5 protein-coding genes are annotated in these 11,217 nt (G+C 37.5%); all 5 read right to left on the reverse strand.

The features are described 5' to 3' along the window. Nucleotides 1–2: 2 nt before the first annotated feature. Entirely contained in the window at nucleotides 3–2,435 is a 2,433-nt protein-coding gene (locus AC51AA_RS05760; protein ID WP_500704777.1) for a glycoside hydrolase family 2 TIM barrel-domain containing protein, read from the reverse strand. A 63-nt stretch (nucleotides 2,436–2,498) separates the two neighbouring features. Beyond that, nucleotides 2,499–6,026, reverse strand: a complete 3,528-nt coding sequence (locus AC51AA_RS05765; RefSeq protein ID WP_500704778.1) for a malectin domain-containing carbohydrate-binding protein — start codon at nucleotides 6,024–6,026, stop codon at nucleotides 2,499–2,501. A gap of 96 nt (nucleotides 6,027–6,122) precedes the next feature. Further along, nucleotides 6,123–8,855 carry an alpha-d-galacturonidase gene (locus tag AC51AA_RS05770; RefSeq protein WP_500704779.1) on the reverse strand — a complete coding sequence of 911 codons (2,733 nt, stop codon included), beginning with the start codon at nucleotides 8,853–8,855 and terminating at the stop codon, nucleotides 6,123–6,125. A 108-nt stretch (nucleotides 8,856–8,963) separates the two neighbouring features. Beyond that, a complete protein-coding gene (locus AC51AA_RS05775; protein WP_500704780.1) occupies nucleotides 8,964–9,860 on the reverse strand; it encodes a sugar phosphate isomerase/epimerase family protein in 897 nt (298 codons plus the stop codon). 95 nt (nucleotides 9,861–9,955) lie between these two features. Next, a complete protein-coding gene (locus tag AC51AA_RS05780; RefSeq protein ID WP_500704781.1) occupies nucleotides 9,956–11,104 on the reverse strand; it encodes a sialidase family protein in 1,149 nt (382 codons plus the stop codon). Nucleotides 11,105–11,217 lie beyond the last annotated feature (113 nt).

Genomic DNA, 11,217 nt, shown 5'->3' on the forward strand with positions numbered 1-11,217 from the left:
TATCAATCCACTTGTACCGAAATGGCTTCCTGCGAAATCCCATTACCCGTAGAGGCTTTTAACTGAATGTTTTCTCTCTTCCCATTTGACTGAATAATCACAATACATTTACCATTAAACAATTTACAAGAATTGGCTTTAAAAGAATCTAAATTGGCTTGATATCCATTATCTACTCCCACTAATTTTCCTCCGCCACTTACTTCAAAATGAATTAAATCATTAGCCTTCGGAAGTAAATTACCCTCCTTATCTACAATTGAAACGCTCACATAAACCAAATCATAAGTATCGTTTTTAATGACTTTTTTATCCCCTTGCAAAGCTATTTTAGAAGCTTCTCCAGCAGTATGTATTTCTTTTTCTAGAACTACTTTTCCTCCTTTTCTTGAAATGGCTTTTATAGTTCCTGGTTCGTACTTTACACGCCATGAAATATGCAAATCATCATTTTGTTTTGATTTGATTCCTAGCGATTTTCCGTTGAGGAATAATTCAACTTCATCGGCATTATTATAATACGCCCAAACGTCCACTTCCTGTCCAACGTTCCAGTTCCAATGCGGAAATATATGCAACACAGCTTTGGTGGTCCATTCGCTCTGATACATATAGTAAACGTCTTTTGGAAAACCTGCCAAATCAATAATACCAAAATAAGAACTTCTTGCCGGATAAGGATATGGATCTGGTTCTCCCAAGTAATCAAAACCGGTCCAAATAAAAGTTCCTGCCATGAAATCTTGCCTCTTGATGGTTTTCCAATTCTCTTCGTGCGTTGTTCCCCAGTACGATCTTACTTGATCGTAAGCGGAAACTGTCCAGTCTGCATTTCCATCAAAAGGAGCATTATGCTTGGGTGGCCACGCTTTCATAACATCTGATGGAAAATCATAATGACCGCGCGATTCAAGGGCTGAAACACTTTCTGATGCAATTATTTTTTGTCCTTTAAAACGCGTTGGAAAATCTTTGTAATCTTCATGTTTGTAATTGAATCCTAAAAGATCTAAAGCGCCTGATTGATAAATGAAATTTTTCTCTACAACATTTTCTGTCAAAGCAGAAGTTACCGGACGAGTTGTATCTAAAGATTTTACAATCTTGGCTAATTCTCTGGTAATAGCAATTCCTGTACTGTCAAATTGTTCTCTGATTTCGTTACCAATACTCCACATCATTACCGACGGATGATTACGATCTCTTAGAATAAAATCTTCCAAATCTTTTTTGTGCCACTGATCCCAGTCTTTATGATAATCATTGGCTACTTTTTTCTTCTTCCAAACATCAAAAGCTTCGTCCTGAACAATAAATCCCATTTCATCACACAATTGCATCATTTCCAGAGAATGTGGATTGTGCGACATCCTAATGGCATTTACCCCCATTTCTTTGAGTAAACCCAATTTCCTTTTCACCGCATGAATATTTTCTACTGCCCCCAAAGCGCCATTGTCGTGATGCAGACAAACTCCTAATATTTTGGTTGGCACTCCATTTAAAGAAAACCCTTTTTCAGCATCAAAACTAAAAAATCGAACTCCCAGAGGTGTTTCGTAATTGTCTACCAAAGTGGTGCCTTCGTATATTTTAGTAATAATCTTGTACAGATACGGATTATCAACACTCCACAGCGTTGGTTTTTTTACTTCTAAATGGTGTACTGTTTTTCCAGTTGCTTTTGCTTCTATTTTTTCTGTAGAAGTAACATGGGCAACCTCCGCATTTTTTGCATTTACTACCGACGTCACTAACGTAAATTCTTTTGCAAGATCAGTGTCATTTTCCAAAGTTACCTCAAAACGCACTTTTGCTTTCTCAGTGGAAACTTCTGGTGTTGTCACATAAGTACCCCATTTTGCCACATGAAGTTTAGCGCTAGCGACCAACCTCACGTTTCTGTAAATTCCAGATCCTGTGTACCATCTTGAATTGGGTTGGGCATCATTATCGACTTTTACAGCGACTACATTTTCTTTATCAAAATTCAAATATTGCGATAGATCATAGGCAAACGAAATGTAGCCATTGGGACGCACACCTAAAGAATGCCCGTTGATAAATACTTCACTATTTTTAAAGACACCATCAAATTCTATCGAAACCGATTTATTTTTCCAATCTACAGGAATCGTAAATGTTTTGCGATACCAGCCTTTACCCCCCGGCAAAGCCCCTTGTGAAGGTTTTGTCGGATGTTTATCACTAAAGGTTCCTTCTATGCTCCAATCGTGTGGCAATTGAATCGCTCTCCATTGCACCATATTAAAATCAGACTCAATAGCCGCTGGATAATCTCCTAATGTAAAGTTCCAGTTTTTATTAAAATCCTCAATGATTCTAGCTTTTTTACTTTTTGACGCGCAGGCCACAAGAAGCAATAAACTCAAGGCAATTATGCTTTTGTGTAAAAGGCTTTTAGGTGTATTCATTGTTGTTGTTTTTATGCTATTCTAATTTGTTTACCAATTGTCACTTGGAGGGATAAAAAACGATTATTGAAACTCAAAAGAATCCAATAACAATCCTTTTAGGTCTTCGCCCTCTATTGTAATTTTATAGGTTCCTGCATTAATATATCCTCCTGAAGTGGTATTTAATACTTTCCACTTTTCAGTAGATGGAAAAAACTCGATGCTATCATTTCGCATCAAAATACCATAGGCATCTTGCATTCTAAATTTTACTTTTAAGGGGGTTTCGTTTCGGTTCATGAACCTAAAACGCATTAAATAAATTCCAGCTACTCCTGGCTTTACTTCAAACTCAATGCTATTGTTTGTCTTTTTTGTAAACTCAATATAATCGGCTTTTTTAAAATTTCCTTTCTCAATTCCCGTTCCCGTAACTTTCGCATTTTCTGCCTCTATAAGTACCACTGGTCTTGAATCATCTTTTTCCCCCATATCATAAGTAGGAACTGCTCCGATCACAAAAGCAGAACTCAAGACTCCAAAAGTTACTTTTTCATTTGCTTTGAATGGCTTCTTATATACATTGAATACAGTCCCAAAACTATTTTTAGCACTTTCTTCTACTTTAGCATAACCCTCTAACCAAGCTGGTTGTTTTTCAGCACTAGGCAAGAATACATATACATTTGAATCTTTAAGCAATGTAAAACTTCCTCCACTTACATTACTCTGTGAAAACTGCACATAATCAGCTCCCACTGCTTCCGATGGTATTTGTGTCAAAATAATCTCTGAGGTTGAAAATTGCTTTGAATTGATATCCAACCAAGAAGCCACTTTATAGCCTACAGCTGAATCTAAATTAACGTTCTGAATATACCTGCCAGATTCTTTAGCGGGTTGCGCCTTCTTCTCTTTTGTGGCAATGGCAATTGCGGAGATTATAGCTTGGCCTGCTTTTACATTCGGGAAAGAAATCGTGATTTTTCCGTTTTTACTTTTGACTACAAACGTTTTCTTCAACGCCTTATCGTGTCCAACTTCCGACCAAATATCAAAATCCTTAAGCACTACATTGTCATTTACAGCAACATCAAACAATCGCCAGCCTTTACAATCTAAACCACCACCGGTTCCGTACCAAGGTTCTGTAAAATAAAGCTCTACTAAATATTCTCCAGCTGCTGCAGGAAATTCGTAACGGAGTTGGTCTAGTCCGTACCTAAAATTTTGAAATAAAGCTTCCTCTTTTGTACCGTTTATGGGATCAAAAGTAGTTCTCTGGCTCGCATAAAAATCAGGCAATTTTGTAAAATTATCGGTCCACGACAAAGAACCCCAGGTATTTTGACCACTTTTATGCGTATCGGTAAGCCAAGTATTTCCCTGAGCATCTGTTAATGCTGAACCACCACAATTTACTCTGTAAATATAATTATATCCTTTTTTGGCTTTGGTAATGTCGACTTTATCGGTAACCAAATCGGCTAAATTAGGCGCTTTGGGAAGTGTGTTTAAAACAATATAATCTTTGGCTACCGCCTTACCCTTTACATAACCAACAGCATACAAAACATTGTATTGAATATTCACCTTATTCCATTGAAAATGCTGTCCTAAACCTGGATTCTTTAATCTGCCTAATGATACTTTATTGACATCGTTGAACAGCTCTACTTCATCACAGTTCGAGTAAACATCAATGCCGTTTTTAATCCCAGTACTTTCCCAGCGACTTGGCCATGAATGTGAAACGATATACACCATCGGGTTTGTTTTGTTCGAAACATAATTCGCACGGTACATATAATAGGCATCTAGAGGTTCACCCCAAATGGTAAAAAGCCCTTTATAATTTACAGGCCCCACTTTATCGATATCCCTAAAACCTTCTCCATTTTGAATACGCCCTGGATTTTCATGAGAGGCAAAAAGCCAGTTAAATTGTCCTGCGATTTTATCTTTAACCGATTCCGCTTCACGAACTTTAATTTCCATTAATTGTGAAAATCTGTTTTCGCTCAAAATTCCTTTTTGATCAAATTCACCCTCAGTATGTAAATCTGCTGTACGCCATGCGCCATATTCTCCATTTAATAACTGCGTTGACATTTCCACATGGTATTTTAAAGGATCACCTCCATAGGTTCCTGACCAGTTTTGTACTACATTCCAATCGGTTCCTTCTCCTCCATTACAAGTGGTTACGATACGTTGTGAAGCAGACATCGGATCCATTTCTCGAATGATTTTAGTGCATTCTTGTGCAAATGCTGCCGGAATGGTACTTTCGTTTTGCAATCCCCACATGACCACCGACGGGCTATTTCTGCGCTCTTTGATCCATTCTCGCAAAAGGGCTTTGAAATTTTCTTTGAACTCAGGTGTATCATACCAAATATGGGCAGAAAATTGACTCCAAAACAAGATTCCGTTTTGGTCTAATTCTTTTTGGTACTCTAAATTATGTGGCTGATGTGCTTCTCTAAAAGCATTAAAACCAGCTGCTTTTATTTGTTCAATTCTCGAATGAATTTGCTCAGTGGAAAAGGAATGACTATTTCCGATTAAATGTTCATACTCACAAGTTCCATTGATAAATAAAGGTTCATCATTGATATAAAAACGATTGTCTTTTCCATCTCGGCTAACGGGCCAACTTACCCAACGGATTCCATAGGGCGTTGTTAACTGATCTATTATTTTTCCGTTTTCATAAACAGTCGTCACTAGTTTATACAGATACGGATTTGAAGGGGACCATAACTTCGGATTGGAAATCTCTGGAAGTGTCTGTGCCATTTCTTTGGTTTCACCAGCCCTATTTCTAAGTTCCTTTTTTGACGCAACCACTTTTTTCCCTGAAGCATCAAAAAGCACATTTTCTACGGTTAGATTTCGATCCAAATTCCCGTAATTTTTAAGTTCTGTTGTAGTATGCAGAATTGCTTTTTGTTTGGAAGTCGATGCATCATTCCAAATGTGAATCCCAAATGGTTGTATTCTCATTTCATTTGTAATCACCAAAGAAACTGGTCTAAAAATCCCCATCGGTTGTGATCCTTCTGAAAATCCCCATTCTCCCGAGCAACCACCACAAACCCAAGGCAAATCTGCTATAAATGAGGGATGGGCAGCTTTGACCAGAATGGTATTTTCTTTGTCGAAAACAACAAGTTGGGTGATATCAAGAGTAAAAGTAGTTCTACCGCCTTTGTGTTCACCGGCTTTTTTGCCGTTTACCCAAACTGTAGCATACGAACTTACCCCTTCAAAAAACAGAAACAGTCGTTTGCCTTTTGCCGAATTATCCAGTTTTACCGTTTTTTGATACCAAGCAGTTCCATGTAAATTACCGTGCTTTGTTCTTCTGAAGCCATAATACTGATCCCAATTGTGCGGCACATTTACTTCTTGCCATTTGGAATCAACTTTGGGATCCTTCACAAAAGCTTCTTCTTGTTTTGGAAGTTCATCTAAAACAACGGTAGCCCAAGAGGAGTTCAGCGAAACTTCTTTACGAAATTCCGCTGAACCATTATTGCTTTGACCCAAAACAAAGCAAGTACTTGAACAAAAACAAAAAATAAAAAATACTATTTTTTTCATATCTTTTTACACCAGATAAGCAATCTAAGGCCGTCTTCTTTTGTCATCCCAATGATTGGGCATGGTCACATTAGGCCCACACTCCACCTATTATTATTAATAAAACAACCAATCTATTGCACTTTTTTCTCCTGCATCAATATACCCAACATCACGAGGGCTTATAGGTTGATTAGCCTCAATAAATCCTAAAATCAATACTCGGCCTTTGCCTAAATCCAGTTTATTTTCCCCTGGTTCAAAAGTATAGGTATGAATGTTTACTCTTGGTAATTCTTTCAAGTTCATAGCGCTTGCCAAAATAACTTCTGCCTGACCGTGCGCATTTCCAGCAGCATCTGTTTCCAAACTTGGCGGAAATAAAAATCGCTTTTGATCTGAATTGAAATAACCTACTACCAATTTTACGGCTTTCGTATTCTTGAATTTCAAATGGGTTCCGCTTTCATTTTGCGCTGCTTCATCAAAAGTAATTCCTTTTAGATTTTGTAATTCCGGCGCTACTTTTATAATTTCAGAAATTGGAGTTCCATATACTTTTACCCCATTCTTGACCGCATAAGTTCCTTTGCTTTCACTAAGTAAAGTCACTTCTGCCGTTTGCCATGGTTTACCTTCTTTAGTGGCTATTTTACCATCTGTTGATGATTTTAGCAAGCCTAAATTTCTTTTGAAGTTCACCAATTCACGTTCGTAATGCGGTAATAACTCTACCCATGTTTTGTTGTTTCCGTCATCGCCACCAATAGGAATTCGGCGTTGTGCCGTTTGCATACTGTTGGCGTACCAATACGTGTCCTTTGTTAAACTCACTAAATGTTCATAATATTCAATACTTTTTTCTAGGTGCGGAAGCGCTTTATCTAGATCTGCAATATCATTTGAATAACTATATCTCAAAACCAGTAAGGCCGCTTTTACTTTTTCTGAAAAGAAATCAGCGAAAGCTTTATAACTATGAATATCGTTCTTAAGACGCAAAAATTCCTCTTTATCTTTAGTCACACTTGCTTCAGCTTTATCTATAGCTTCAACCGCCAATTTACCATGCTGGGTGATTTCAGCAATAATTTGAGTAGGTAGTTCCCCGGTATGCGGCTCGTGATTCCATTCTTTTTTAGCGTACTCTAAAAGTAATTCACCAGCAGGTCCACAAGATTCATGAAACCCAGGGTACACGCGCCACTTGGATGGATTTACCAATTGACTCTCGAACATTCCCAACAATAAAGTTTGACGATTTCCTTCGGTAATTCCAAAGCGTCTTAATGTTTTTGGAGCGATTTCTCCGGTTTCTTCATAGGCTTTTAAAATATTATTTGCCGCCTCTGCATCAGTTCCGTATTTGGCAGCCAAATCTTTGTCCCAAAACTTAACCTCTTCCTTTCTGTCTCTTTTACTGTCCCAGGCGTATCTTGCCCAAGCTTTGTACCAGATCCAGTCCCGATCCATTTCTAATAATCGTTCACCCGTTTTTGTTTTATCAGCTGAATACGGCCAATCCCAATAGGATGCCTGCGGATACAAATGCAAAGCATTGGCTCCGTGCACACTATGCATGGCTTTAACTGTCTTTTGGATAAAGTCAGGAGATCCGTATCTAAAGGGTTCTAAATTGGCTAATATATGGACGTTTTCAATATGAATAGATTGTAATGCACTTAGCTGTTTGTGAGTCTCTCCCCATGGCCCACCTGGGGTATACGTAGTAAGCGATTCTCCGGTGTATTTACTCTCCGTATATAGGTTCTTATATAACGGAAGTGATTTTTCCATAACCAAAGGTCCATCCGTATCATGAGAACGCAAAATAATAGGTGGTTCGTCTGTTCTTCCCAATGCCTTTAAACCGTCTTGAACACCAGGAATAATCGTTTTTGTAAACCATTCCACATCATCATCAACTGTATTTATAGCTTCCCCTAAACAAACCAACAAGCCAACATTTGGGTATTTTTCTATAAAAGCCGCAATAGATTTTCTAGTATAATCTGAAAGCAAAGGTGTAATAGGTCTTGAACGATCTTGAGTTTTGATATTGTAATGCTCTGCAAAAGGCTTAGAAACAATAATATTATAAAACATTTGAATGACCCAGATTCCTCTTTTATTGGCTTCTTCGGTTAGGAATCTATAGACTTCTTCATTCTTTTTGAAATCTACTTCACTTACTTCTAAGGCAAACGGATACTCTTTTAATTTCACTAAAGATGCAAAGGGATGTCCGTTCCATAAATACAAAGAATTCATACGATTGTCCACCATCATATCCAAGTACTTTATCCAAAGTTTTTTATCGTAGAACCAAGGAAAAGTTTCTGGTGTATATGGGTATTCGTAAACATCTCTACCGGGAAGATAGGTCGTTTTTTGCATACCGATACAAGCCCCTCTTAAAACCATCTCAGGACTGTCTTGGATATTTATTTCAGCTGGAATTTTTCCGGATTCTTTGATACGATCCACTACTTCCATTGCTCCATATAAAGCACCTGAAGCATCACTACCCTCGATGTAAATAATGTTTTTTTGCGTGCGAATTTGAAAACCTTCTTTTTGAACAAGTTTACTATCGTCTATTTTTGCACCCTTGGTATTTTGCTTCCAAAAGGCAGTTCCTTTTTCTCCTATGACAATTACGGTCTCTTTTGAGCTTTTAGGCAATTGATTTGAAGAAACTATTTTGATTCCTTTCGCTGCTGCGATTTCAGAAATTTTCTCTGCGCCAAAATGCACTCTTGGCGATTTTGGATCACTGACAACAGTAAGCTTTTGTGCGGTGGCAAAAGTGGTATACAATCCTAAAAAAAGTAAAGTAAAATATTTCATTGTGTGGTTATTTTATTTTTTTTGAATACTGAAAAATTAGCGCTAATGCATTTCCTTCTTGGTCAATCATATGCCTTTTCTTGTATACAGAGCGGGCAACATACTCCTTTACTTTTGAAAGATCTTTTTCAAATAAGCAACGTTTGCACCATAATTGACTTTTACATTATGCACTTGCGTGACATCTCTGGACCGCTCTACGATTAACCAACCGCTCCAATTCATTTCATCCAGCGTCTTTTTGATTGCTGGCATATTAATCGTAGGGTCATTCTCCAACCAAAATTTATCTGTATTGGAGGCATGAATTTGCGCCAAATGTTTTTTACCTAATATTTTTAATTCGGTTGGAATATCTCTGCCATGATCAGCAGCATTGGCAAAATTGAAAGAACTTTTAATATGTTTTGAACCAATTTCTTCCAATAATTTTTTCTCCGCTCTTGCGTCTAATGACGTTTCGATAGCAATGACTCCTCCTATTTTACCCACTTGCTTTGCTGCCCATTTTAATCTTTCAATAATGACCGGACGCAATTCAGGATTTTTAACCAAATCACTTTCTGTACCTAAGGGCAGATAAGCCACTTTTACCTTCATGTCCTTCATCGCTTTAACGCAGTCTTCGATCATGGGTGCGATTGTTTCTCTTTTGGCAAAAGATTGAGCATAAAACCCAGACATCGCAATAGAACTTATTCCAACTCCTACTTCTTTGGCTTTATCCAAAAACTTCTGTCTTTCCACAGGATCACCCAATTTGCTGTCAAAAGTGGGTCTCTTTCCTAAACCTCCCATATCCAATTCGATTCCGTCTGCTTTTATTTCAGCTGCTAAACCAAAAGCGCCTAATTTTTGTCTTTTCAAAATCATCCAGTCGCAAACAGCAACTTGATACTGTTGTTTCTTTTTGGATACCTGAGCGCTTGCACCACTGTGGAATCCCCCTCCTAAAACAAACAGAGTCAAAATGATAATGTTCTTTTTCAAATGAAATATGTTCATATTTATTCTCTTTTTTGTACCAATTGATACGATTTTAGCTGAATCCTTATTCTTAGTAAAAGCTGCGTTTTTTTTATTTTTGTACCAAGCTGTTTCTATTCTTCTTCCGCTTTAACGGCCGTAACCACTTTGTTTTCCTCTCCTGGCCAGATACCCTTTTTGATTGGAAATGAAACTAATTTACTAGGATCAACCTTTACATATTTAATTTTTTCTCTTCTCCAGGTATAAACAATATGTACCATTCCGTCAGCACTCTGAATCATGGAGGGATATGAATACTGACTGATTTTTGAATCCTCTAAAATCAATGCAGCATCCCAGTGAATTCCATCTTTAGAAATAGAAACATTCAATGGTGTTCTTGGTCCCTTTGCTTCAGTGCCCGGAGGCAATACGTGGTTGTAAACTAACAAATGTTTTCCGTTTTTAAGGGTCACCGCATCTGTTCCTGAATTATTGTTTGGCAAACCTATTAATTCGATATCCGACCATGTTTTTCCATTGTCTTTTGAAAACGTACTAAAAATAGCTCTGTTTCTGGTTCTACCGATAGCCTGAATACTTCCATCTTTGTGATAAAGTATACTAGGCTGAATCGCATTGATTTTATTTTTCCCTCTTGATATGGTGTCGCCCATAACCCAGGTTTTTCCAAAATCTGGAGTCGATTCCATACGAAGTCTCCATCCGTCTCCTTCAATACTTGAGGGACACAATAGCGTTCCATTACTTAATAAAACAGGTTTATTTTTGATGGGTCCCAAGAAATCTTTATTAGGCATGTTTTTAGCCTCAGACCAGGTTTTTCCATTATCAGATGAAGTTCTGATCATCCCCCACCATTCCGATGGTTTTGGCCCTATTTTGTAAAAAAGCATTAAATCTCCACCTGGAATTTGGTACAAAACTGGATTCCATGTTGGCAATCTCGGCCCTTCTTTCATCACGCCATCTGCAACATTTACACCCTCACTCCATTTGTCACTTCCTTTTGGTTTAATGCTAACATATATACAAACATCAGGATTTCTCTCGTGCTTACCTCCAAACCATGAAGCGACCAAATCTCCGTTTGTTGCTTCTACGATAGTAGCAGCATGACAAGATGGATAAGGGGCTTTATCATATATAAATTCATCTACTAGGATTCCCTCTTTCCAAGTGTTTTTACCTAAAGTAGGTTTACAACTTCCTAAAAGCAATAGACCAAATAAGACCACAGTCATTTTTACAATTTTCATTCTTAATATTTTATTTTGAATTAAAATTTATAATTTTAAATGCATACCTAATATTTTTTTAGGTAAAATTATTTATTAAGTGTAAAAATGACACTAAAATTTTGAATAGCTAT

This window comes from Flavobacterium sp. OHVDL-2026-0007 (assembly GCF_059882335.1).

Excerpts from the sequence above, each read along its gene's own strand:
- AC51AA_RS05760 (WP_500704777.1), bottom strand. The coding sequence starts at position 2,435 with ATGAATACACCTAAAAGCCTTTTACACAAAAGCATAATTGCCTTGAGT.
- AC51AA_RS05775 (WP_500704780.1), bottom strand. The coding sequence starts at position 9,860 with ATGAACATATTTCATTTGAAAAAGAACATTATCATTTTGACTCTGTTT.
- AC51AA_RS05765 (WP_500704778.1), bottom strand. The coding sequence starts at position 6,026 with ATGAAAAAAATAGTATTTTTTATTTTTTGTTTTTGTTCAAGTACTTGC.
- AC51AA_RS05780 (WP_500704781.1), bottom strand. The coding sequence starts at position 11,104 with ATGAAAATTGTAAAAATGACTGTGGTCTTATTTGGTCTATTGCTTTTA.
- AC51AA_RS05770 (WP_500704779.1), bottom strand. The coding sequence starts at position 8,855 with ATGAAATATTTTACTTTACTTTTTTTAGGATTGTATACCACTTTTGCC.